The organism is Sinomonas atrocyanea, assembly GCF_030812675.1.
GTDB classification, from domain to species: domain Bacteria; phylum Actinomycetota; class Actinomycetes; order Actinomycetales; family Micrococcaceae; genus Sinomonas; species Sinomonas atrocyanea_B.
On record NZ_JAUSTE010000001.1, the window covers coordinates 160,089 to 181,956 of the forward strand.

Sequence of the window (21,868 nt, forward strand, 5' to 3'; positions counted from 1 at the left end):
TTTCGCGATGCCACCGCCTCGCACTCAGCGGTCCTTGTCGAAGAAGTCGCGTGCGTCGTCGTCGGCGGTGCGCTCCGGCGCCCGCTCGGTCTCCGGCGCGGGCTCAGCCGTCGCGGGGTCAGCCGCCGGTGCTGGTTCGGCCTCAGCCGCCGGTGCGCTCCCGGGCTCCCGCACCCCGGCGTCGCGGGCATCGCCTCGCCCGGCCTCCGCCGGGGCCACGGAGGTCTCGGAGACCCGGGTGCCGTCGTCGCGCGTCGCCTCGGCGGTCAGGTCCCCGACGCCGCCGGCCGTCGCGCCGTGCAGTTCGTCGGAGGAGCCGAAGCCCCGGAAGATGAGGCCCGTGAGGACCGCACCGAGGACGGGGGCGACCCAGAAGAGCCACAGCTGGCCGAACGCGTTGCCCTGGGCGAACACGGCGGTCGCGGTCGAGCGCGCCGGGTTGAGGGAGGCGTTGGTGATCGGGGCGATTGCCTGCACGAGGATCGACAGGCCCAGGCCGATCGCCCAGGGCGCCATGCCCTTGACGGCGCGCTTGCTGGTCACGAAGAGGATGATGGCCACGAACACGGCGGTCGCGACGACCTCGGCGAGGAGGCCGGCAGCCATCGGGAACTTGCTCGGCGAGAGGTCGTCGAACCCGTTCGAGAGCTGGGTGAAGATGGTCTGGGAACTGTTGCCGCTGCTCAGGCTCGGGAGCGTGCGGATGGTCACCCAGAGGATGAGCGTGCCGACCAGGCCGCCCACGAGCTGGGAGGCGATGTAGCCCGGCACCAGCCGCCAGTTGGTGCGGCCGGCCACCGCGAGCCCGAGGGTCACCGCCGGGTTGAAGTGGCCGCCCGAGATGTGCCCCACGGCGGCGATGCCCACGGCGATGCTCAGGCCGACGGCGAAGGGCGTCGGGATCGGCGCCGACGAGGGGCTGCTGAACAGCGCCACGCCGAGCCCTGCGTACGCGAGCAGGAAGGTGCCGAACGCCTCGGCGACGAGCTTGGCGACGACGCTGAACTCGGCCGGCGCCTTCACGGGCGTGGGCGCAGCCACGTCTGTGGTCATGAGGTCCTCTTTCGTGGAGTGTGGAAGTGCTCACGTGGGTGCCTGAGCGGGCCGCCAGCCCCGGGGGCAGGCCTCCAGCAGACTATCGCCTCGGACGGGGTGCCCCGAAAAGCGGCCCCGCCCCCGGCGCCCCGCGCGGGCCATCGGGGGCGGCGAACTTACTCTGGTCCCATGGATTCCCTGGACACCGGCCCCGGCGAGGCGTGGGGCCTCACCGACGTGATCACCCGGCTGCGCCGCACGCTCCGGGCGGGCGTGCGGGACGAGCTGCCCTGGGAGGCCCTGCCGATGGCGCAGGTGGAGCTCCTCCAGCGGCTCGCCGACGAGCCCGGACTCGGGGTGAGCGAGCTCGCGCAGCGGCAGAACCTTGCGAAGAACACGGTCAGCAACCTCGTGGCCCAGATGGCCTCCTCGGGGCTGCTCGAGCGCCGGCCCAGCGAGGCGGACCGCAGGGCTGTGGTGCTGAGCCTCACGGACGACGGCCACAGCCGCCTGGGGCACTGGCAGCAGGCCAACGAGAGGCGCATCCGCCGCGCCCTCGCCTCGCTCGCCGCCGAGGACCAGGACACGATCAACCGCGCGCTCCCGGCGCTGCGGGCCCTTGCATCCCGCATGGAGGCAGAGGCCGCCGGGGAGGCCTAGCAACGGGTTGCCCCCCCCGGGCGGCGTCGCGCGCTCGCCGAGTAGCCCCGCCCCGCCGGGCACCCCGCTCAGGCGGGCACCCCGCCCCGCCGGGCACCCCGCCCCACCGGACACCCCGCTCAGGCGATGTCGGAGAGGCGCGTGCGCTCGAGGAAGTAGACCACCGCGAGCGCCCCGGCCGTCGCCAGCATGGCGGGGACGAGCATCTCGGGGCTCATGCCGGTGAACTCGGACGCGAGGATCAGTCCGGTCATCGGCGCCCTCATGGTGCTCGCGAGGAAGGCCGCCGCGCCGACGAACGCGAACGCGGCAACGGAGGTCCCGGGCGCGAACGCGTTCACGACGCTTCCGAGCACGATCCCCAGCATCGCGCCGACCGCGACCGACGGAGTGAGCGTGCCGCCCGCCGCGCCGGCCCTGATGGTGGCGAGCGTGGTTCCCGTCTTCGCCACGAGGAGGATCCCGACGAGCGCGAGCGGCGCCATCGCCGAGAACGCGGTCTGGGCCGCGGCCTTGCCGTTCCCCACCACCTCCGGAAGCACCATCGCCACGGCGCCCACGGCGGCGAACAGCAGGGGCATGGTCCACAGGATCGACCGGCCGCGGGGGCGCGTGCCGGAAGCGTAGCGGGTGAGCCAGGTGAAGCCGGCGGCGCCGAGCCCGATCAGCGGCCCCGCTGCGAAGGACCAGCCGACGAGCGTCGGGGTGAGCTCCACCGGCGGCAGCGCGTACATCGGATCGGTGGGGACCACCAACCGGGCCACGGTCGCGGCGATCGCAGAGGTCGCGAACGCGGGCAGCAGGACCGCGAAGCTCACCTCGGCGAGGAGCACCTCCACGGCGAAGAGCGCCCCGCCGAAGGGAACGTTGTAGACCGCCGCGAGCCCGGCGCCGGCCCCGCAGGCCACGAGGATCCGCACCTCCCGGGCCGAGAGGCCCGCGGCACGCGAGACCTTCTCCGCGAGCAGCGCACCGAGCTCACGCGGTGCGGCCTCGCGGCCGATCGAGGCGCCGAGTCCCACGATCACCACCTGCAGCGCGGCGTTGGCCACGGTCGTGAACCACGGCATCGGCGTGCCCTTCGCGGCGTCCTCGACCGAGACGACGCGCCTCGCCCAGGTCCGCAGCGCCCACCAGCCCACGGCTCCGACCATGCCCGCAGAGACGAGCGCCGCCAGCCGCCGCCAGGGAGGCGCCTGGGTCGCGCCGTCGAGGAGGGACCCGCGCGAATAGCCGAAGGCGAGGTGCTCGAGCGCCTGTAGGGCGAGGTCGACGCCGATGCCCACCAGCCCCGCGCCGACGCCCACGGCGACGACGACCGCGGCCAGGCGCAGCAGCCGGCGCCCCTCCTGCCGGACCCCGTCGACGCTCACGGCGGCCCCATCAGCGGCCGCCGCGGACCCAAAGAAGTTCTGTCATAGAACTATTCTAGGCGGGGCCAGCGTCCTCCGCATCCCTGGCCGCGCTGCGGGCGGGATCGGCGCCCACTACGCTGTCAGCATGGACGTCCCCTCCCCCGCCTCCCGCATCCTCGGCTGTCTCGCGGGCACGGCCACGGCCGAGGCGGCAGCCCTCGCCGGATTCGGGCCCGAGAGGGGCGCCGCGTCCCCCGATCGGGGCACCACGCTGCCGCTCGGACCGGCCGGCCAGCTCACCCTCTTCACCGCCGACGCGCTGCTGGAGGCGATCGAGTGGGCCAACGACGGCGTGGCCGCGGACGAGGCCGCGTGCGTGTGGCTCGCCTCCCTGCGCTGGGCGGCTGTCCAAGGAGTCCCGCTCTCGCCCACCGCGCCCCTCGCCCAGCCCCGCTGGCTCGACGGGCAGGACGGCGTCCGGGTCCCCGCCGCCGTGCGGCCGGACTGGATCGGCTCGCTCGCCGACGGGCAGATGGGGACCTCCTCGCGCCCTGTGGGCCCGGCGTTCGACGACGCCGGCGCCGCCGCCCATGCGGCCCCCTTCGGTCTCGTCCCCCACATCCCGGCGGCCGCCGTGGTGAAGATGAGCGCAGACGGCGCCTTCCTGACGCATGGCACGCCCCGGGCGGTGCAGGCCGCCGTCGCGGTGGCGTCCATGACGCACTTCCTGTCCCTGGGCGCGGACGCGGCGACCGCGGCCGGGTCCGCGCGGGCGCAGATCGCCTCGCTGCCCACCCCCGATGCGGGCGTGCTGCACGCGTTCGACGCCGGTGCTCCCGCCGCGGAGGGCGGCGGAGCGGACGCCGCCGCGGCCCTCAGGGCTGCGCTCAGCGCGGTCCTCGCGGCCGAGAGCGCCGCCGAGGCCGGCGACTCCGAGCAGGCGGCGTTCGCCGCCGCCACCGAGCTCGCGGCGGTCGGCGGAGTCGACGCGGCCGCGATCGCGGGGGCCCTGCTGGGCACCCGCTGGGGCGCCGACGCGATTCCGGCCCCATGGGCGGAGCGGACGGCCGGCATGGGCGCGGCCGAGGGCCTCGCGGCCCGGTTCGCCAATGCCACAGGGGCCTGACGGGACAACCCGGACCTGACGGGCGACCCGGTCAGGCTGGGCGCGACTCAGCCCGCGCGGGACTCCGCCGCGGCTCCTGCCTCAGGACTTGCGGCGCCGCAGCGCGATGTCGCTGCAGGCCTCGCACGCCGAGGCGGGGACGAGTCCTGCCAGCTGGAGGCGGCCGAAGAGCCAGCAGCCGAGGCAGAACCCCGCGAATGCCTCGAGGGAGGCCGCGACGATCAGGACACCGAGGGCCGCCCAGGCTGCGCCCGCCAGCCCGCACGCGAACAGCACCGCCGCGGCGGTCGAGACCGCGGCCCCGATGCCCTGGGCGAAGCGCTTGGGCGGGCCTGCGACCAGCCGGGCGGAACCGAGGCGCGGCGCGATGACGTGCACCGCAAGGCGGCCGGCCGGCGAGTACCGCGGGCCGCCGGCCACCCTTAGCCAGAATCCGGCGGCGATGACCCACAGTCCCCATCCGGCCCCGGTGACGAGCCCCGTGGCGAGCACCGCCGTGCTCAGCACCACGATGATGCCCGCGGTGGACCTCGCGGCATACTCGTTCACCGGGTTCGGGAAGGCAAACGCCCGGGCCAGGAGCGACGGACGGGCCTGCACAGGTGCGACGAACTGGCCGCCCTGCGGCGCATCGAAGACAGACGGGGCAGCGGGGGACGTGGGTGCAGCCATGCGGATCATGCTAGGAACTCCGGCGCCAGCCCGCGAAGGAATGTTGCCCCGGATGACGGAGCCGCTAGGCTCAGGCGCTCGCCGCGGGCCAGTGGCCTCCGAGCATCTGGAGGAACTCGCCCTCGGAGAGCACCTCGACCCGCTGCCCCCTCTCCTGCAGCTGAAGGGCGCGTCTGGCCTTGGTCGTCACGCGGCCGGAGGCGAGGTCGGAGGCCACGAACCCGTCGCCCACCACGAGGAGCGTGGTCGCCCTCGTCACGGAGCTGGCCGGCTGCGCCCCGAGCTCGGCGGCCCGCGACTTCGCCTCGCTGCGCGGCATCCCCAGCGCCCCGGTGAAGACGATGCGGTGCCCGAAGAGCGGGTGGTGCGGGTCTGCTGCGGCGTTCGCGGGCGGGTTCGCCCCCTCCTGCGGCCACGGCGCCCAGGTGCGGCCCGCGCGGGGGCCGCCTCCCGCCGTCGTGCGCCCCGCCCCTGACGCGAGGCCCTCGAGGGCGCGGGCCGTGGCCGGGGAGTAGGGGTCGCCGGGAACGTACGCGGCCTGGCGCGGGAGGGCGAGGCCCACGGCGCCGTAGACGCCGGCCACGGTGTCGGCTCCGTGCCGGCCGGCGATGTCGATGAGGATGCCGGCGCAGGCCGCGGCATCCTCGGTGGCGTCGTGGTGGTGCTCGAGCGGCACTCCGGCTTCCCTCGCGGCGAACGGCAGCGAATGGGAGACGAGCCGGTAGGTCTTGCGCGAGAGGACCACGGTGCAGGCGTAGTCGTAGGCCGGGGCCCGGAGGCCGCTGACCTCGAGGGCCGAGCGGATCACGCCGAGGTCGAAGGCCGCGTTGTGGGCCACGAGGACGTCGTCGCCGATGAACCCGCCGATCTCGGCGAAGAGGTCACCGAACCGCGGGGCCCCCGCGACCATCTCTGGGGTGATGCCGTGGATGGCGACGTTGCGGGGGTCGAACGCATCGTGGCCGGCCGGGGGACGCATCAGCCACGAGGCCCGCTCCGTCACCCGCCCGCCGCGGACCCGGATGAGGCCGACGGAGCACGGGGACCCCCGGAACCCGTTGGCGGTCTCGAAGTCGATCGCGGTGAAGTCCAGGGCCACGCAGAGAGCTTAGCCGGGCGCTCGCCGCGCTCCGGCGACCGCCACGCGCCGGAGGCGTGCCGGCCCCTGTGGGCTGCCCCACTCCCCCGCCGCGGTGCGCCCCGGCCGGTACCCTTGGAGGGTGATCCCTGCTGCCCTGGCCGATGCCGCCTCCGTCCTGACGCTCGCCGTCCAGCCCAAGACCGCCTCGTTCCTGCCTGACTGGCTCAACCCGGATGTGTTCCTGCGCGACTCGCCGCTCGGACCCTGGGTGGTGCTCGTGGTGTGCGGGATCATCTTCGCCGAGACGGGCCTGCTCATCGGGTTCTTCCTCCCCGGCGACTCGATGCTCTTCACCGCGGGCCTGCTCGTCGCCACCGGCGCGATCCGGTTCAACCTGTGGCTCCTGGCCCTGCTCGTGGTCGTCGCGGCGATCATCGGCAACCAGTGCGGCTACCTCATCGGCGCCAAGGCCGGCCCCGCCATCTTCAACCGTCCAGACTCCCGCCTCTTCAAGCGGGAGAATGTCGACAAGGCCCATGCCTTCTTCGCCAAGCACGGCGGCAAGGCGCTCATCCTCGCCCGCTTCGTGCCGATCATCCGCACGTTCGTGCCCGTGATCGTGGGCGTGGCGGGCATGAGCCGCACGCGGTTCTTCCTCTACAACGTGATCGGCGCCGTGCTCTGGGGCGGCGGCGTCACCCTCTTGGGCGCCTGGCTCGGCCAGTACGCGTGGGTGGGCAAGAACATCGACCTCATCTTCGTCGCGATCGTGCTCGTCTCAGTGCTCCCGATCGTCATCGAGTTCCTCCGCGGCCGCTCCGCCGGGCGTCAGGCGACCGCGTTCGGCACCGACCCCGTGGACGAGTTCATCGAGGAGCACGAGCCGGTCGAGGAGCGCAAGACCAACCCCGACTGGAAGTAGCCCGCCAGGGTGCTGCGCGGCTCAGCCGCGCAGCACCTCGACGATGGCCGGCAGCAGCGCCCGGAACGCGTGCCCGCGGTGGCTGATCTCGTTCTTCTGCTCACGGCTCAGCTCCGCGACGCTCACCTCCAGGCCCGCAGGCAGCAGGATGGGGTCGTAGCCGAAGCCGCCCTCGCCGCGCGGCTCGCGCAGCAGCGTGCCGGGCATCTCCCCCAGCTCGACCGTCTCGTAGCGGGTCCCGCCCTCCCCCGGCACGGCGAGCGCCGCCGCGCACACGAACGCCGCCTGCCGGTGCTCGTCGCGGACGTCGCCGAGCTGGGCCAGGAGCAGTTCGAGGTTCGCCCGGTCGTCGCCGTGGCGGCCGGCCCAGCGCGCCGAGAAGATGCCGGGCGCCCCGCCGAGGACCTCGACGGCCAGGCCCGAGTCGTCAGCGATGGCGGGCAGCCCCGTGGCCTCGGCCACCGCGCGCGCCTTCTTCAGCGCGTTCTCGGCGAACGTCACGCCGTCCTCGACGACGTCGGGGCCGCTCACCGCGCCCGCGTCGACCACCTGGGTGTCCACGTCGAGGCCCGGGACCTGGCCGCGCAGCAGGTCGCGCAGCTCCTTGAGCTTGCCCTGGTTGTGGGTGGCGAGCACGAGCCGCGGCGCCGGGACGGACGACGGCGAGCGGTCGCCGTCGTGCGCAGCGCCCACCGCAGCGCCTCCCTGCTCCTCCGCACCGGCTCCGCCGATGCCGGCAGCGCTCACCGCAACGCCTCAGACAGGGTGTCCCGCTGGATGTCCGCCAGCTGGGCGGTCCCCAGGAGGGCCAGGTCCAGGAGGCTGTTGAGCTCGTCGCGGTCGAACGGGGCGCCCTCGGCGGTGCCCTGGACCTCGACGAACTTGCCCGAACCGGTGACCACGACGTTCATGTCAGTCTCCGCCCGCACGTCCTCGACGTAGGGCAGGTCCAGCATCGGCACGCCGTCGATGATCCCCACCGACACGGCGGAGACCGTGTCCACGAGCGGCTCGGCGCCGCGCTCCACGAGGCCCTGCTCCTTCGCCCAGCGGACCGCCTCGGCGAGCGCCACGAAGGCGCCGGTGATCGCGGCGGTGCGGGTGCCGCCGTCGGCCTGGAGGACGTCGCAGTCGAGGACGATCGTGTTCTCCCCGAGCGCCTTCGTGTCGATGATCGAGCGCAGCGACCGGCCGATCAGCCGGGAGATCTCGTGCGTGCGGCCGCCGATGCGGCCCTTGACCGACTCGCGGTCCGAGCGGGTGTTGGTGGCCCGCGGGAGCATCGCGTACTCGGCCGTGACCCAGCCCCTGCCCTCGCCCTTGAGCCAGCGCGGCACACCCTCGGTGAACGAGGCGGTGCACAGCACGCGCGTGCTGCCGAACTCGATGAGGGCCGATCCCTCGGCCTGCTTCGACCAGCCGCGGGTAATCGAGATGGGCCGGAGCTGGTCGGGCGTGCGGCCGTCGGCGCGCGCGACGGAAGGAGTTCCAGGGGTGCTTGGGGTCATGGGACCAGCTTATAGACTCGCCGCATGGTCGCCGAAGTCCCCACCCTCGCCCTGCCCAACGGAACCGAAGTCCCCGTGCTCGGCCAGGGGACGTGGTACCTCGGGGGCTCCCCGTCGGCCCGGGCCGAGGAGGTCCGCGCCCTCCGTTCTGGCCTCGACGCGGGCCTGAGCCTCATCGACACGGCCGAGATGTACGGCGACGGGCGGGCCGAGGAGCTCGTCGGGGAGGCCATCGCCGGCCGGCGCGACGAGGTGTTCCTCGTGAGCAAGGTGCTGCCGTGGAACGCGACGGCCCGCGGCACGGCCGCCGCGCTCGAGGGCAGCCTCCGCCGGCTCGGGACCGACCGGCTCGACCTCTACCTCTACCACTGGCGGGGGAGCGCTCCGCTGGCCGAGAGCATCGGGGCGCTCCAGCGGCTCCAGGAGGACGGCAAGATCCTCGCGTGGGGCGTGAGCAACCTCGACCCGGACGACCTCGACGAGCTCGCGGCCCTCCCCGGCGCAGCGGGCCCGTCCGGCGTCCAGACCGACCAGGTCCTGTACAACCTCGGCCGGCGCGGGATCGAGGCGGACCTCCTGCCGCGGCTGCGGCGCGAGGGCGTGCCGGTCATGGCGTACTCCCCCATCGAGCAGGCCCGGCTGCTCGGCCATCCGGCCCTCGCCGCCGTGGCGGGCAAGCACGGCGTCGACGAGGCGGCCGTCGCGCTCGCATGGGTGCTGCGGGTCCCGGGCGTCATCGCGATCCCGAAGGCGGGCACCGCCGAGCACGTGCTCTCCAACCGGGCTGCCCTCGAGGTGGTGCTCGACGAGACGGACCTCGCCGAGCTCGACGCCGCGTTCCCGCCCCCGCGCGGGCCCGTCCCGCTGGAGATGCTCTAGCGCCGGGTCCGGGTACCCCTCCGGGCTCAGACGGTGTAGTGGACCCCCGCGACCGCAACGGCGATCGGGCCCCCGTACGCCTTCTGCGCTTCGGCCACGGAGCGGTTCGCGTCGTTCCACACCGGAAGGTGGGTCAGCAGCAGGCGCTTCGCGTCGGCGTCGTGCGCGGCCTGCCCAGCGCGCAGGCCGGTGAGGTGGACGCCGTCGATCGCGTCGTCGCGGCCCTCGTGGTAGGCCGCCTCGCAGAGGAAGAGGTCGCACTCCCGCGCCGCCTCGACGAGCCCGGCGCACGCGTCGGTGTCGCCCGAGTAGGTCAGGACGCGCCGCTCGGCATCGCCTGCGCCGCCGGGCTCGGTGCACTCGATGCGCAGCGAGTACGCCTCGTCGATGGGGTGCCGTGCCGGGAACGCGGTGAAGCGGAAGGGGCCGAAGTCGACCGGCTCCCCCGCGGCCCAGTCGTGGAACTCGAAGTCCTCGTCGAGGTCCATCTCCGGCTGCATGTCGATCGCGGTCGTGATGCGCTTCTTCGTCGCTGCGGGCCCCCACACCGGGATCCGGCCGGCCGCCCAGCCGTTCGGGTCCCAGTGGACGGCCACGTGCAGGCCGGTGAGGTCCATGCAGTGGTCTGGGTGGAGGTGGCTCAGGAGGACGCCGTCGACGTCGCTGAGGTCGAGGTAGCGCTGGAGCACGCCGAGCGCGCCGGAGCCGAGGTCGAGCAGGATCCGCCAGTCCCGCTCGCCGTCGTTGGCCGTGACGAGATAGCACGAGGCGGGCGAACTCGGACCGGGGAACGAGCCCGAGCAGCCGACGATGGTGAGCTTCACGGTGCCATCCTGCCCGCGTCGCGGCGGGCGAAGTGGGAGATCCGGGCCGACCCGCCGCGCGCCCGCGCCTCCTCGAGCATCGCCGGGGTGATGGTGGCCAGGCTCGCCGTCGGGTAGCGGGCGGCCACGTGGTCCGCGTGCTCCACGCCCTGGACCTCGGGCCCGAGGAACCGGCGCGCGAGGGCCTCGAACTGCACGGGGTCCCCGGTGGCCACGAAGCGGTGCACGGGCGGGGTGCTGCCGGTGCGCGCGAGTCCGTGCCGCATGAGCGCCCGGTAGACGTCCTTGGCCGTCTCCTCCGCGCTCGAGACGAGCGTCACACCCTCCCCCATGACGTAGGAGATGACTCCGGTCAGGAGCGGGTAGTGGGTGCAGCCGAGCACGAGCGTGTCGACGCCGGCGGCCTTGAGCGGGGCGAGGTAGCCCTCGGCTGCCTCGAGGAGCTCGGGCCCGGTGGTGACGCCCGCCTCGACGAACGGGACGAAGTCCGGGCACGCCGCAGAGGTGATCTGCAGGTCAGGGGCCGCGGCGAACGTGTCCTCGTAGGCACGCGAGCCCACCGTGGCGCTCGTGCCGATCACGCCGACCCGGCCGTTCCGGGTGGCGGTCACGGCGGCGCGCACCGCCGGCTGGATCACCTCGATGACGGGGATCCCGTACCGCGCCGTGTAGCGCTCGCGCGCGTCCCGCAGCACCGCCGCGGTCGCCGAGTTGCAGGCGATGGTCAGCGCCTTGACGCCGGAGTCGACGAGCTCGTCCATGACCCCGAGGGCGAACGCCCGGACCTCCGCGATCGGCAGCGGCCCGTAGGGGCCGTGAGCGGTGTCGCCCACGTACACGATCGACTCCTGGGGCAGCTGGTCGATGACGGCGCGGGCCACGGTGAGGCCGCCCACGCCGGAGTCGAAGATGCCGATGGGGCGCTCCGAGCGCGGCAGCTCGCCCAGGGGGCCGTGCTCGGCCGGGGATTCCGGCTCACTCATGGCCGCTCCCCTGGGAGCGCACCCGGCGGGCGTCGAGCATCGCCTCCACGAGGGTCGTCTGGAGCCATGTCACGAAGTTGTACACGAGAGCAAGGTACGCCTCGACGTCCTCGGCCGCCGACCAGTCCGTGATCGCGTGGACCTTCTCGGCGTCCTCCTCGCTGCGGATCCCAAGACGCGAGGCGAGGACAAGGCGGACATCGTTGAGCGCCGTCGACCAGTGCTGCGCGGCGGCGTCGTCGAGCACGAGGTGGCGGGACTCGAGGGAGAGGGAGGCCGCGCGGAGGGCGCCGGCCTTGCCCTCGCGCAGGGACCGCTCCGTCAGGCGCCGGAAGTCGAGCGCCGCCTCGGGGTCGTCCTTGAAGGCGTTGGGCAGCAGCCGGGCGAGCGCGGGATCCTCCGGCTCGGCGGCGTGGGGGGACAGCCCCACGAGGGCCTCGAGGGGGTCCTGGTCGCCGGCGCCGGTATCGAGCATGCCGATGACGTCGTCGAAGAGCCCGCGCAGGAGCTCACGCTCCGGCTCCTCGAGCCGGCCGGTGATGCCCCGGCGTCCGTAGGTGAACGGCTCAGCCATGCTCGCCGGACCTCTCCACCGTGGCCCACAGGCCGTAGGTGTGCATCGCGACGGCATGCTGCTCGACCGCCTCCTTCGAGCCGTGGCTCACGATCGAGCGCCCCTCGGTGTGGACCTGCAGCATGAGGGCGTCGGCCTTGGCCTCGGAGTAGCCGAAGTAGGACTGGAACACGTAGCTGACGTAGCTCATGAGGTTGACCGGATCGTTCCAGACCACGAGGTTCCACGGGGTCAGCCGTGCGGCATCCTCCCGCGCCTCGATCTGCCCGGCGACCTCCTGGGAGGGCTCGGTGGCGACGCTGATGCTCATGCGCTCCATTCTAGGCAGGCCTTCCGACGCCCCGGCCGCCGCCGCGGCCGGGACTGCCGGAGCCTGCCCTATAGAGTGGCACCGTGACCGATCCGAGTCCCTGGGCCCCGCCCCGCACGTCCCTGTTCACGGACCACTACGAGCTCACGATGCTCCAGGCCTCCCTCCACTCCGGGGCCGCCCACCGGCGCTGCGTCTTCGAGGCGTTCGCCCGCCGTCTCCCGGACGGGAGGCGGTACGGCGTCGTGGGCGGCACCGGGCGCCTGCTCGAGGGCATCACGGCCTTCCGCTTCACGGACGAGGAACTCGGCTTCCTCGAGCGCGCGAACGTGGTCAACAGCCAGACGCTCGACTACCTCGCCGGCTACCGATTCTCCGGCGACGTCTACGGCTACGCCGAGGGCGAGGCGTACTTCCCCAACTCCCCGATCCTCATCGTCGAGTCCACATTCGCCGAGGCCTGCATCCTCGAGACCTACGTCCTCTCGGTGCTCAACCATGACTCCGCGATCGCCTCCGCGGCCTCGCGGATGACGACGGCGGCCGGCGGCCGCCCCTGCATCGAGATGGGCTCGCGGCGCACGCACGAGGAGTCCGCCGTCGCCGCCGCCCGGGCAGCCGTGATCGCCGGATTCGCGAGTACGTCCAACCTCGAGGCCGGGCTCCGCTACGGCATCCCGACCGTGGGCACCGCGGCCCACTCGTTCACCCTCCTGCATGACACCGAGCGCGACGCGTTCGAGGCCCAGATCGCCTCCATGGGGCCGGGTACCTCACTGCTGGTGGACACGTACGACGTCGAGCGGGCCGTGCGCACGGCGGTCGAGATCGCCGGCGAGAGGCTCGGGGCCGTGCGCCTCGACTCGGGAGACCTGATCGAGCAGGCGCACTCGGTCCGCCGGCTGCTCGACGAACTGGGCAACGTCAACACCCGGATCATGGTCACCTCGGACCTGGACGAGTATGCGATCGCGGCGCTCCAGTCCGCGCCCGTGGATGCCTACGGCGTGGGGACCTCGCTCGTCACCGGGTCCGGGGCGCCGACCGCGTCCATGGTGTACAAGCTCGTGAGCCATACCGACGAGGCGGGGCACGAGGTCTCGGTCGCCAAGGCCTCGAAGAACAAGGCCAGCGTCGGCGGCCGCAAGTACGCCCTCCGGCGGCTCGATGACCGGGGCCGGGCGACGCAGGAGATCATCGGCGTGGGGCACCGGCCGCACGACGACGGCAACGACCGGCCGCTGCTCGAGCACTTCATCGCCGGGGGCGAGCTCAAGCCAGGCTGGACGGGGCCCGAGGGCGTGTCCCGTGCCCGCGAGCGGCACGCGGCCTCCCTCGCCGAGCTGCCCTCGTCGGTTCAGCGCATGCACCGCGGCGAGGCGGCGATCCCGACGGTGTACGAGGAGTCCTGACCCGTGGGGAGTCAGATCCTGACGCAGCGCGTCACGAAGCCGCTGCGCCTCGTCGTTGTGGTGTGCGCCTTCGTATTGGATGACCAGTCTGAGGTGCGTGTAGCCCATATCGCCGGATGGCGAATACGGGTCGAGCGGCCGGAGTGAGATCTGAAGCTCCGGCTCAGGCAGTCCCTCCGCGATGATGGCCTGGCGGAGCAGCGACTCGGGGACCGAATCGGCCCCGATGCGGATGTGCTCGAGCGCCGACCGCGCCAGACCGACACCCTTCATCCACACGTGGGAGTCCAGCATTTCCCGCAGTTCGGCCACAGTCGTCATGGGCTGGTCGCGGCCGCCCTCGAGCTCTGGGCGGGGACGACGGATGAGCTGGTCGCCGAGCGCGATCCGGAACTCCTCCCCGAGCTCGACGGCGAGGTCCAGCCAGGTCCGCGCCGGTGTGGTCATGAGTATGCCGCCGACGTGATGCAGCTCACCCGGCTGCACCCGCGTGTGGTGACCTGCCACGCCGACGCGCCTGACCCGGGGCAGGTGTGCGGGCTTGCTCACGTGGATCAGCGCGTGGTCAGCGACCCACGGTGGCAGGAACATCCCTTGGAGCGCCGCCGCTGTCCGGTGCGAGATCCACGCGTCGGGAGTGACCGCGAGAAGGATCCCGGCGCGTTCCCCGAGCGTCGAAGGTCGCCCAGCCTCTGCGTAGATGCCGCGGCTCCAGCGCTCAAGGTCCTGCGCGCGCAGCCTGCTCAGGCTGACGCCCGCAGCGAGGGCATCATGGTAGGTGAAGGCCCGATCCCGAAAATCGGCTGGCAGGTCCTCGCGTATGCTCACGCGTTCAGTCTGCTGCAGGCTCCCTCGGAGCTGCCAAAGTTATCCACAGGAACCCGCAGGAGGTGACCTCCAGAAGGTGGCTCCCAGAAGGTGGCCGCAGCAGGGGGTGAGGTCAGGCCAGGGCGATGCCGGAGGCCTCGAGCTCCTCGTACGTGGGAGCGAGGTCCTCGGCGATTCCGGCACACAAGCCGGTGAGCACCCGGGTCGCATATCCGGACCGCGCGGCGTCGAGCGCCGTGGCCCTTACACAGTAGTCCGTGGCGATCCCGGCAACGTCGACTGCAGCGATGCCGTGGTCGCGCAGCCATTCGTCGAGGGTCGCCGAGTCATCCGAATCTCCGGCTGCGTCGCCGTACTGGGCGAGGTGTCCCTCGAAGCCGGAGTAGGCGGCGGCGTACTGCCCCTTCCGGAACATCGCGTCGGCACCTGCAATGTCGAGGTCCGGGTGGAACTCGGCTCCGCGGCTACCCGCCACACAGTGCGGGGGCCACGAGTCGACGAAGTCCGGGTGGTCGGAGAAGTGGTGCCCCGGATCGACGTGCCAGTCCTGGGTGGTGACCACGGCGTCGTAATCCGACGCGTGCTCGGCGAGGAACGAGGTGATCCGTGCGGCGACGGCCGCTCCGCCGTCCACCGCGAGGGATCCTCCTTCACAGAAGTCGTTCTGGACGTCGACGATCACGAGTGCGCGGGAGGTGCCCATGGCACTATTGTGACCCTTCACCACCGCCGGAGACCCACAGGAGGTGACTCCCAGAACGTGACCCGCAGGAGGTGACCCGCAGGAGATGACCCGCAGGAGGTGACTTCCAGACCAGAGGGCGGCCTCGGGCTGGGCCTGGGGGCCCGGGGTCAGGCGCGGCCCACGAACCAGTCGGCCAGCTTGGAGAGCCTCGCCTTGAGCTGCGCCTCGTCCGCCTGGGCCACGGCTGGCCCGCCGCACAGCTCGCGCAGCTTGTTGTGCACCACGCCGTGCGGGGTGCCCGTCCGTGCGCTCCACGCCGAGACGTTCTTGGCCAGCTCGTTGCGCAGGTCCATGAGCCGGCGGTGGTCCGGCACGCCGGCGGGAGAGGACGTGGGCCTGGAGCCCCGCCGGGACACCTGCTCCTGCTGCCGCTGCCGCAGCAGGGTGGCGACCTGGTCGGCGTCGAGCAGGCCGGGGATGCCGAGGAAGTCGAGCTCGTCGTCGGAGCCGACGTCGCCGCCCATCCCGAACTCGCCGCCGTCGAAGAGGACGCGGTCGAACGCGGCCTGGGACTCGAGCGCCTCGTACTTGCCCTTGACGAGGGTGTCGGAGGCCTTCTCCTCGCGGTTGGCCTCGTCCATGAGGGACTCCTCGAGGTCCATGAGCCCGTCCTCGCCGCTCGAGGGGCGGTCGAGGGCGTGGTCCCGCTCGGCCTCCATCGAGTTGGCGAGCGCCATGAGCTGGGGCACGGAGGGGAGGAAGACCGACGCCGTCTCCCCCCGCCGCCGCGCGCGGACGAAACGGCCCACGGCCTGGGCGAAGAAGAGCGGGGTCGAGGTGGAGGTCGCGTACACGCCGACCGCGAGGCGCGGGACGTCCACGCCCTCGGACACCATGCGCACGGCCACCATCCAGCGCTGCGCCCCGGCGGAGAACTCCTCGATCTTCCCCGAGGCCTTGGCGTCGTCCGAGAGGATGACCGACGGCGACTCGCCCGTGATCTTCTTCAGGAGCCCGGCGTAGGCGCGGGCGTCCTCGTGGTCGGTCGCGATGACCAGGCCGCCGGCGTCGGGCACCGTGCGCCGCACCTCGGTGAGGCGGCGGTCCGCGCCGGCGAGGACGGCGGGGATCCACTCCCCCTGCGGGTTCAGCGCGGTCCGCCACGCCTGGGCGGTGACGTCCTTCGTGACGGCGGCCTCGCCGAGGGAGGCCGCCATCTCCTCGCCGGCGCTCGTGCGCCAGCGCATCTGGCCCGAGTACGCCATGAAGATGACCGGCCGCACCACGTGGTCGCGCAGGGCCTGCCCGTAGCCGTACGTGTAGTCCGCCTTCGAACGGCGGATGCCGTCCTTGTCCTCGGCGTACTCGACGAAGGGGATGGGCGAGGTGTCGGACCGGAAGGGCGTGCCGGTCAGCGCCAGGCGCCGCACGGCGGGGTCGAACGCCTCGCGCAGTCCGTCGCCCCACGAGAGGGATTCGCCGCCGTGGTGGATCTCGTCGAGGATCACCAGGGTGCGCGCCGCCTCCGTCTTGGCCCGGTGCAGGAGCGGCTTGCTCGCGACCTGGGCGTAGGTGACGGCGACGCCCATGAATCCGCGCCCGTGCTGGCCGTCGGCATTCTTGAAGTTGGGGTCGATGGCGATCCCGACGCGGGCCGCGGCGTCCGCCCACTGGCGCTTGAGGTGGTCGGTGGGGGCGACGATCGTCACCCGGTTGATCTGACCGCGCTCGATCAGCGTCGAGGCGACACGCAGCGCGAACGTCGTCTTGCCGGCGCCGGGCGTCGCGACCGCGAGGTAGTCCTTGGGCGCGCGCTCGAGGTACTTCTCGAGCGCGTCCTGCTGCCAGGCACGCAGCTTGGGAGCGGTGCCCCAGGCTGCGCGCTCGGGGTAGGCGGGGGGAAGCGCCGCGGGAGAGGCCTGCGGGAGCGGGGCGCCGCCGTCGGCCGCGGAGGATCCGGCGTTCGACGACGACGGTCCACCGAAGAGCGTTTCCCTCACGCGAGGTCCTCGTCGGCCGCCGACGCCACGGCCGAGGGCACGGCGGATCTCGCGCCGGCGAAGGCCGACAGGAACGCGGAGAGGGTCAGGGCGGCGGCCAGGAGGGCGAAGACGCCGGGCCCGGGAACGGCCTCCGGCGTCAGCAGCAGCGAGTACAGCGTTCCAGCTCCGGCGGTTCCCATCACTCCACCGAGCATATCGGCCATCTGCAGCGAGGCCGAATTGCGCCCCCGGTCCGCGGCCTCGCTCAGGTCGAGGACGAGCACGGAGGTCGTGGTCGTGGCGAGCCCCATCCCGCACCCCGCGAGGAACCAGGCGACGGCCAGGAGCCACGGCGCGGCGGTGGCGGCGACCACGCCCGCGATCGAGCCGAGCCCCACGGTCAGGACCACGGAGCCGAGCACGAGGAAGGTCGGCTTGCCGAGCCAGCCGCGCGCCTGCACGAACGAGCCGACCGTCCAGCCGAGCGCCCCGCCGGTGAGCGCGAGCCCGGCGACCGAGGGCTCGAGCCCGTAGGCGTCGACCAGCATGAGGGGGATGAACGCCTCGGCGCCGAAGAACGCGAGCGTCAGGAGGCCGCGCACCACCATGACGGCGGGCAGTCCCCTGGCCACGCGGGCCACCCCGCGCGGCATGAGCCGGGGCGCCGCCGCTGCGACCGCGGCCACCCCGCAGAGCACGACGGCGGCGAGCAGCGCCGGCGGGACGGTGGCCCTCGCGCCGGGGTCGGTCCAGGACTGGGCGGCCCACTGGGCCGCCGCGACGCCCGCGGCGAGGACCACGCCCAGGAGGGCGCGGCGTCGTCCCTCGCCCGCTGCGAGGGAGGTCTCCTCCGGCGCCCCGAGCCCGCGGACGCGCGGCCAGACGAGCACGACGGCCACGATGACGATGGGGGCGACGCCGAAGAACACCCACCGCCAGCTCGCATGCTGGGCGAGCAGTCCGGAGATGTAGGGCCCCACGAGGGACGGGAGGACCCAGGCAGCGGAGAACCAGCTGAACAGGACGGGCTGGAGGGCCGAGGGCAGCGCCTGCCCGATGATCACGTAGAGCGGGACGATCATGAAGCCGGTGCCCGCGCCGGAGACCATGCGCCCGAGCGTGAAGACGCCGAAGTCCCACGCCCCGCCAGCCAGCAGGAGGCCGCCGGTCATGAGGACGAGCCCGACCAGGAGCGAGGGCCGCGGGCCGGCCCGGTCGCACCACGGGCCCGCGGCGGCGGTGGCGGCCAGGGACGCGGTGAGGAAGAGGGAGAAGGCGAGGCCGTAGGCCCGCTGCCCGCCGAGGTCGGCGGCGACCACGGGCATTGCGGTCGTCACGGCCATCGCCTCGAAGGCGCTGCACGTGACGATCGCCAGGAGGCCCACCACGAGGCCCCGGTACGCGGCGGACAGGAGCCCCCGCGGGCGCGGCGAGGACGCGTCAGGCCCGTGGGGCCCCTCCCCCACAGGCGCCGTCACGGGATCATGGCTGGTTGTCGTCGTTGCTCGGGCGCAGGCCCTCGTAGATCTCCTTGCACGTGGGGCACACGGGGAACTTCTTGGGGTCCCGGCCGGGCGTCCAGACCTTGCCGCACAGGGCGATCACGGGCTCGCCGGTGAGGGCGGACTCCATGATCTTCTCCTTGCGCACGTAGTGGGAGAAGCGCTCGCGGTCGCCCGGCTCGAGCTCCTCGCGCAGCTCCTCGCGCTCGATCGTGGCGGTGGAGCCGCCGAGGCCGGGGTCGCGGGGGTCGTCGGCGAACGGGTCCGGGGGCATGGTGCTCATGGGTCCATGCTAGCCCCGGCGGGCAGGGCCGCCCCAGTCACAGCCCCCCTGCCACGAGGGCTTGTTGTCGTAGATGTGGCGGTAGTAGTCGGCGAGGTCCAGCGCGGAGGCGGCGGCCTCGTCCACGACCACCGTGGTGTGCGGGTGGAACTGCAGGACGGACGCCACGCACATCGCGGTGACCGGCCCCTCCACGAGCCCGTGCACGGCCTCGGCCTTGAGGGCACCGGTCGCCACGAGCACCACGTGGCGGGCGGCCATGATGGTCCCGACGCCCTGGGTCACCACATGGTGCGGCACCTCGTCGTGGGAGGAGAAGAACCGCGCGTTGTCGCGTCGGGTCTGCTCGGTGAGGGTCTTGATGCGCGTTCGGGAGGCCAGCGAGGACCCCGGCTCGTTGAAGCCGATGTGGCCGTCGGTTCCGATGCCGAGGATCTGGAGGTCCACTCCCCCGGCATCGACGATGGCCTGCTCGTAGCCGGCGCACGAGGCCTCGAGGTCGGCCGCGGCCCCGTCGGGGCTGTGGACGCGCGCGGGGTCGATGTTGACCCGGCCGGCGAAGTCGCGGCGGATCACGGAACGGTAGGACTCGGGGTGGTCCGCCGGCAGGCCTACGTACTCGTCGAGCGCGAAGGCCCGCGCGCGGGAGAAGTCGAGCCCCTCCTGGGCGTGGAGGCGGGCGAGCTCGTCGTAGACGGGCAGGGGCGAGGACCCGGTCGCGAGGCCGAGCACGGCCTCGGGCCGGCGCCGCAGCAGGGCCGCGACGGCGGACGCCGCCGTCCTGCCGGCCTCGCGTGCGTCCTTGACGATGACGACTTCCATGGTGGGCTCTCCCGTCGCTCGCTGGCGTTGCATCCGGCGGTGCGCCGCCGATCACCGCACCCGGACGAGGCTCGCGTACAGCTCGGGCCCGCGGGCGTCCATGAGGCGGCCGCCGAGGACCACCCCTGCGGCGAGCAGCGCGCCGCCGAGCAGCACGCCCGCGCCGAGGGCCGCCCAGGCGAAGCCCGCGGCGCCGGTCGCCGCCGCGAGCACCGTGAGGATGACCTCGGGTGCCGCGAGGACCCCGAGTGCGGCGATGCCGCCGAACTGGACGAGGAAGGTCTGGGCGCTGTTGCCGGCGGGCTTCTTGAACGGGCTCTCCCCGGGCAGCGGCACGGCCACCGTGTACCGCGCCGAGACCACGGAGGACAGTCCGACGCCGCTGAGCAGCACCCCGAGCGCGAGCCCGAGGAGCGCGGGGAAGAGGCCCCAGTCCCGCGCCAGGGCGAAGGGGACCGCGCTGATGAGCGCCACGGCCGGGAGGGCGAACAGCAGCAGCGCCCCGGCGCGCCCGAGCCGGTCGGCCCAGCCGCGCACCCCCGCGGCCAGGTGCATCGAGAAGGCTGTCGAGTCGTAGGAGACGTCGGCGGAGATGGACCAGGCCAGGACGAAGGCGGAAATGGGCCCGGCGAGCGGGAACGGCCCCTCGAGCACCGAGCCGGAGCTGTGCCGGCCGGCCACGGAGGCGACGTAGAGCACCACGGGCAGCAGCGGCACCACGATGAGCCCGGTCGTGTACCTCGGGTCGCGGATCCAGTAGGTGAGCGCGCGGGCCGCGACGGCGCCCGCCGGCGACGCGGGCATCCAGCCGAAGGCCCCGAGGCCGCGGCGCGGTGCCGGCGCGCGCCCGGAGGCGCGGCTTCCGGGGTTCTCGAGGGCGCGTGCGAGCGCCCAGGACCACCCCCAGGCCGCGAGGAGGAGCGCTGCGGCGGTGATCAGCAGCTTCGCGGCCGCCTCCCCCAGCCGGCCCTCGGCCGCGGCGGCCGGCGCCGAGAAGGCCGAGCCGAGCGGGGTCCAGCCGAGTACGGCAGCGGCCCGGGCGACGGCGGTGCTGCCGCCCTCGCCGATGCCGCGCGCGAGCAGCGAGATGCCGGGGCCGAGGAACATGATCGGCACGATGAAGAGGATGCGGCTCACATCGCGGAACCGGCGCGAGGACGCCAGCTCCGCCGCGACGCTCGCCACGAGGCGGCTGGCCACCACGCACAGCGCGAGCGCGAGCAGCGCCCCCAGTACGGCCACCGCGACGACGAGGCCGCCGCGGGCCCACGTCACGATCGTCCCGGCGAGCGCGAGCGCGGTGCACACGCCCGGCACGCCGATGAGCCCGGCGGCGGCCTGCCCGACGAGGAGCTGCCGCAGCGGGATGGGGTACAGAGCGAACCGGGCCGGGTCCAGCGTGAGGTCGATTCCCGAGAGCAGGATGGGGGTCAGCGCCCAGCCCACCACGAGCAGGGAGCCGGCGAGCACCAGCACGGTCTCAGCCAAGGCGGTCGGGACCGCCCTGAGGGCCACGAGCCCCACGAGCGCGAGCGCGAGGATCCAGAGCCCGTACAGGGCGCCGACGATCACGCCCACCAGCTGCCAGGGGCTGCGTCGGAGGCCGTTGCGCAGCAGGGTCAGCTTGAGCCGGATCAGGTGTGCAACCACGACAGTCCCCCGTCCGCCCGGGTCCGCCCACGAGCTGGACGAACCGGTCCTCGAGGGAGGCCCCCGCGCGGACCTCGTCCACGGTCCCGGCTGCGAGGATCCGGCCCTGGGCCACGACGGCGACGTGGTCGCACATGCGCTGCACGAGGTCCATGACGTGGCTCGAGACGACGACGGTGCCGCCCGAGCTCACGAAGTCGGCCAGGATGGTGCGGATCCCGGAGGCAGAGATGGGGTCCACCGACTCGAAGGGCTCGTCCAGCACGAGGACTCTCGGCGCGTGGACGAGGGCCGCGGCGAGGGCGATCTTCTTGGTCATGCCGGCCGAGTAGTCCACCACGAGCGTGCGGGCGGCATCGGCGAGGTCGAAGGCCTCGAGCAGGTCGCGGGCTCGCCCGGCAACGGTGGCTCGGTCCATGCCCCGCAGGAGCCCCGCGTAGGTCAGCAGCTGCTCCCCGCTGAGCCGGTCGAAGAGCCGCACGCCGTCCGGGAGCACCCCGAGCAGGCGCTTCGCGCCGAGCGGGTCGGCCCAGACGTCCACGCCCAGCACGGCGGCCGTGCCGACGTCCGGCCGGAGCAGTCCCGTGGCCATGGAGAGCGTGGTCGTCTTCCCCGCCCCGTTCGGCCCGACCAGGCCGTAGAACGAGCCGGCGGGCACGTCGAGGCTGATCCCGTTGACGGCTGGCTTGCCGCCGAAGGTCTTCACGAGGCCCCGGAGGGAGAGCGCGGCGGGCGCGGCCGGGCTGGGAGCTTCCATGCCACCACGCTAGCAAGG

General features: G+C 73.4%; 22 protein-coding genes and 1 pseudogene. 6 read left to right on the forward strand and 17 right to left on the reverse strand.

Annotated features, from left to right (window positions below; translation table 11 throughout):
- Nucleotides 1-24: 24 nt before the first annotated feature.
- Nucleotides 25-1,053: an aquaporin gene (locus J2W20_RS00730; protein ID WP_307003718.1), complete on the reverse strand. Its 1,029-nt coding sequence runs from the start codon at nt 1,051-1,053 to the stop codon at nt 25-27.
- Between the two features lie 171 nt (nt 1,054-1,224).
- On the opposite strand from J2W20_RS00730, the gene J2W20_RS00735 reads away from it, so the two are divergent.
- Nucleotides 1,225-1,695 (forward strand): MarR family winged helix-turn-helix transcriptional regulator, encoded by a 471-nt coding sequence (locus J2W20_RS00735; protein ID WP_307003720.1) that lies wholly within the window; start codon nt 1,225-1,227, stop codon nt 1,693-1,695.
- A gap of 119 nt (nt 1,696-1,814) precedes the next feature.
- On the opposite strand, the gene J2W20_RS00740 is transcribed toward J2W20_RS00735, so the two are convergent.
- Entirely contained in the window at nt 1,815-3,068 is a 1,254-nt protein-coding gene (locus J2W20_RS00740) for a chloride channel protein (RefSeq protein ID WP_307003722.1), read from the reverse strand.
- A 127-nt stretch (nt 3,069-3,195) separates the two neighbouring features.
- Here J2W20_RS00740 and J2W20_RS00745 point away from each other — a divergent pair, with 127 nt between their 5' ends.
- Nucleotides 3,196-4,176: an ADP-ribosylglycohydrolase family protein gene (locus J2W20_RS00745; RefSeq protein WP_307003724.1), complete on the forward strand. Its 981-nt coding sequence runs from the start codon at nt 3,196-3,198 to the stop codon at nt 4,174-4,176.
- Between the two features lie 81 nt (nt 4,177-4,257).
- Here J2W20_RS00745 and J2W20_RS00750 read toward each other — a convergent pair whose 3' ends face one another.
- A complete protein-coding gene (locus J2W20_RS00750) occupies nt 4,258-4,848 on the reverse strand; it encodes a DUF4395 domain-containing protein (protein WP_307003726.1) in 591 nt (196 codons plus the stop codon).
- Nucleotides 4,849-4,918: 70 nt separating this feature from the next.
- Nucleotides 4,919-5,947 (reverse strand): exonuclease domain-containing protein, encoded by a 1,029-nt coding sequence (locus tag J2W20_RS00755; protein WP_307003728.1) that lies wholly within the window; start codon nt 5,945-5,947, stop codon nt 4,919-4,921.
- A 124-nt stretch (nt 5,948-6,071) separates the two neighbouring features.
- Here J2W20_RS00755 and J2W20_RS00760 point away from each other — a divergent pair, with 124 nt between their 5' ends.
- Complete coding sequence (locus tag J2W20_RS00760; RefSeq protein ID WP_373457952.1) at nt 6,072-6,851, forward strand: VTT domain-containing protein; 780 nt, start codon at nt 6,072-6,074, stop codon at nt 6,849-6,851.
- A gap of 21 nt (nt 6,852-6,872) precedes the next feature.
- On the opposite strand, the gene rdgB is transcribed toward J2W20_RS00760, so the two are convergent.
- Together rdgB and rph are read right to left on the reverse strand one after the other, a co-directional pair.
- Complete coding sequence (gene rdgB / locus J2W20_RS00765) at nt 6,873-7,544, reverse strand: RdgB/HAM1 family non-canonical purine NTP pyrophosphatase (RefSeq protein ID WP_307004689.1); 672 nt, start codon at nt 7,542-7,544, stop codon at nt 6,873-6,875.
- A gap of 50 nt (nt 7,545-7,594) precedes the next feature.
- Nucleotides 7,595-8,359 carry a ribonuclease PH gene (gene rph / locus J2W20_RS00770; RefSeq protein ID WP_307003730.1) on the reverse strand — a complete coding sequence of 255 codons (765 nt, stop codon included), beginning with the start codon at nt 8,357-8,359 and terminating at the stop codon, nt 7,595-7,597.
- Nucleotides 8,360-8,383: 24 nt separating this feature from the next.
- Here rph and J2W20_RS00775 point away from each other — a divergent pair, with 24 nt between their 5' ends.
- Entirely contained in the window at nt 8,384-9,238 is an 855-nt protein-coding gene (locus J2W20_RS00775) for an aldo/keto reductase (protein ID WP_307003733.1), read from the forward strand.
- 26 nt (nt 9,239-9,264) lie between these two features.
- Here J2W20_RS00775 and J2W20_RS00780 read toward each other — a convergent pair whose 3' ends face one another.
- From J2W20_RS00780 to clpS, 4 genes are read right to left on the reverse strand one after another with little or no spacing between them, the layout of a single operon-like run.
- Complete coding sequence (locus J2W20_RS00780; protein ID WP_307003734.1) at nt 9,265-10,062, reverse strand: MBL fold metallo-hydrolase; 798 nt, start codon at nt 10,060-10,062, stop codon at nt 9,265-9,267.
- Nucleotides 10,059-11,045 carry a glutamate racemase gene (gene murI, locus J2W20_RS00785; protein WP_307003736.1) on the reverse strand — a complete coding sequence of 329 codons (987 nt, stop codon included), beginning with the start codon at nt 11,043-11,045 and terminating at the stop codon, nt 10,059-10,061. Before murI ends, J2W20_RS00780 begins: the two co-directional genes overlap by 4 nt.
- Complete coding sequence (locus J2W20_RS00790; protein WP_307003737.1) at nt 11,038-11,619, reverse strand: DUF2017 domain-containing protein; 582 nt, start codon at nt 11,617-11,619, stop codon at nt 11,038-11,040. The genes murI and J2W20_RS00790 overlap by 8 nt, the downstream gene beginning before the upstream one ends.
- Nucleotides 11,612-11,929 carry an ATP-dependent Clp protease adapter ClpS gene (gene clpS / locus J2W20_RS00795; protein WP_307003739.1) on the reverse strand — a complete coding sequence of 106 codons (318 nt, stop codon included), beginning with the start codon at nt 11,927-11,929 and terminating at the stop codon, nt 11,612-11,614. Before clpS ends, J2W20_RS00790 begins: the two co-directional genes overlap by 8 nt.
- 122 nt (nt 11,930-12,051) lie before the next feature.
- Here clpS and J2W20_RS00800 point away from each other — a divergent pair, with 122 nt between their 5' ends.
- Nucleotides 12,052-13,341 (forward strand): nicotinate phosphoribosyltransferase, encoded by a 1,290-nt coding sequence (locus tag J2W20_RS00800; protein ID WP_307004691.1) that lies wholly within the window; start codon nt 12,052-12,054, stop codon nt 13,339-13,341.
- A 279-nt stretch (nt 13,342-13,620) separates the two neighbouring features.
- Nucleotides 13,621-14,235, forward strand: a complete 615-nt coding sequence (locus tag J2W20_RS00805) for a hypothetical protein (RefSeq protein WP_307003741.1) — start codon at nt 13,621-13,623, stop codon at nt 14,233-14,235.
- Nucleotides 14,236-14,281: 46 nt separating this feature from the next.
- Here the strand turns inward: J2W20_RS00805 and J2W20_RS00810 are convergent, their stop codons facing one another.
- From J2W20_RS00810 to J2W20_RS00840, 7 genes and pseudogenes are all read right to left on the reverse strand, one after another.
- Nucleotides 14,282-14,872 carry an isochorismatase family protein gene (locus J2W20_RS00810; RefSeq protein WP_307003742.1) on the reverse strand — a complete coding sequence of 197 codons (591 nt, stop codon included), beginning with the start codon at nt 14,870-14,872 and terminating at the stop codon, nt 14,282-14,284.
- A 149-nt stretch (nt 14,873-15,021) separates the two neighbouring features.
- On the reverse strand, nt 15,022-16,854 hold the full coding sequence (locus J2W20_RS00815; RefSeq protein ID WP_307003744.1) for a DEAD/DEAH box helicase: 1,833 nt from the start codon (nt 16,852-16,854) through the stop codon (nt 15,022-15,024).
- Nucleotides 16,851-18,314: an MFS transporter gene (locus J2W20_RS00820; RefSeq protein WP_307003746.1), complete on the reverse strand. Its 1,464-nt coding sequence runs from the start codon at nt 18,312-18,314 to the stop codon at nt 16,851-16,853. Before J2W20_RS00820 ends, J2W20_RS00815 begins: the two co-directional genes overlap by 4 nt.
- Nucleotides 18,315-18,318: 4 nt before the next feature.
- Nucleotides 18,319-18,621: a DUF3039 domain-containing protein gene (locus J2W20_RS00825; RefSeq protein WP_307003748.1), complete on the reverse strand. Its 303-nt coding sequence runs from the start codon at nt 18,619-18,621 to the stop codon at nt 18,319-18,321.
- 9 nt (nt 18,622-18,630) lie between these two features.
- Complete coding sequence (nagB, locus tag J2W20_RS00830; protein ID WP_307003749.1) at nt 18,631-19,443, reverse strand: glucosamine-6-phosphate deaminase; 813 nt, start codon at nt 19,441-19,443, stop codon at nt 18,631-18,633.
- Nucleotides 19,444-19,494: 51 nt separating this feature from the next.
- A complete protein-coding gene (locus J2W20_RS00835; protein WP_307003751.1) occupies nt 19,495-21,093 on the reverse strand; it encodes a transporter in 1,599 nt (532 codons plus the stop codon).
- Nucleotides 21,078-21,850 (reverse strand): annotated as a pseudogene (locus J2W20_RS00840) (ABC transporter ATP-binding protein). Before J2W20_RS00840 ends, J2W20_RS00835 begins: the two are co-directional and overlap by 16 nt.
- Between the last annotated feature and the right edge of the window lie 18 nt (nt 21,851-21,868).